The following is a 1,368-nucleotide window of genomic DNA, read 5'->3' as shown; positions in this document are numbered from 1 at the left end:
GCTGGATTTTATAATGAAGTTAGCCACCTGGCTAACATATAAAAAACGCCATGTGAATTTCATGTTATATTGAAGTTACCACTAACTCTCAATAGACAGGATGAATTCACATGACGCACTCTAACCATACCACATCAGCACGTAAGGGAAAACACTTATCTTATTCAGAGCGGTCTCAAATCGCTATTTTAAAGCAAGAAAACTATTCCAATCGTCGGATTGCTAGTGTTTTAGAACGTGCTCCACAAACAATCAATAATGAGGTGAAGCGCGGAACGGTCACACAACTTAAACGCCAAAAGCAAAAAGGAAAGGTCTATGATTACTATACTGAAGCTTATGACGCTGATGCTGGACAAGCAGCTTATGACAGACATCGTTTAAACTGTGGCCGACGGCCAAAATGGGCGGATATAGATACCTTTATAGAATGGGCCGATGATAAGATGTTGCTTGATAAATGGTCCCCTGATGCCGTGACTGGTTTTGCGTTAGAGCATGAGTTGTTTGATCGTGCCATTATTCCTAGTACAACAACACTTTACAATTGGATAGATAAAGGAATCATGCGAACAACGAACCTTGATCTTTTAGAAAAGCTCTCTCGTAAACCAAAAGTGTCCTCTCTGAAGAAACGCCCAAATAAACGTATTCTCGGGCAATCGATAGACAAACGGCCTAAAGAAATTGATAGCCGTGAAACTTTTGGTCACTGGGAAATCGACACAGTCGTTGGTAATAAGGAGAAGACCGATGCCGTACTACTAACATTAGTTGAACGACAAACCCGCTTTGAAGTTATTATGAAGGTAAACGGTAAAGATCAATATTCAGTGGACGAAGCCATTTATTCTCTTCAAGAACGCGCTGGAGATGACTTTTCTACTATGTTTAAGACGATTACTTCAGATAATGGATCTGAATTTGCAGGTCTACATGAAGCGTTAAAGGATACCCTGGATGTTTATTTTAGCCATCCTTATGCATCATTTGAGCGAGGAACGAGTGAGAATCAGCATAAATTCATTCGTCGCTTCATTCCGAAAGGAAAGTCGATGGGTCAAGTTTTAGAATCACAATGCTTACGTATACAACAATGGATGAACGATTATCCCAGAAAAATATTGGATTATAAAACACCTCATGAGTGTTTCGTCAATGCCTTACGATTAGAAAAGCAAGTGGCTTAACCCGTGAGGGCTTGACAACGAGCCTCCTTCGACATGATTTTAAAGCTGTAGAGCTGGCTGAAGCCAGCTTGTCAAAAGACTATCATGTCTCAGCTCATTATCAAGCCCTCACTACACAGATAGTAACCGTCAAATATCGCATGAAATTTAGTTTTACTAAGTGGCTAACTTAAACTTG

General features: G+C 40.1%; 1 protein-coding gene. It reads left to right on the top strand.

Going from position 1 to position 1,368, the window contains the following annotated elements; translation table 11 throughout:
* Positions 1-110 precede the first annotated feature (110 nt).
* A complete protein-coding gene (locus TS1_RS12160; protein ID WP_038021803.1) occupies positions 111-1,190 on the top strand; it encodes an IS30 family transposase in 1,080 nt (359 codons plus the stop codon).
* The last annotated feature ends 178 nt before the right edge of the window (positions 1,191-1,368 follow it).

The sequence above is a fragment of the Tetragenococcus solitarius NBRC 100494 genome, from assembly GCF_001544195.1.
Lineage (GTDB): Bacteria > Bacillota > Bacilli > Lactobacillales > Enterococcaceae > Tetragenococcus > Tetragenococcus solitarius.
The sequence above is the reverse complement of the archived record's forward strand: the minus strand, read 5'-3'. Positions and strand labels throughout refer to the sequence as shown.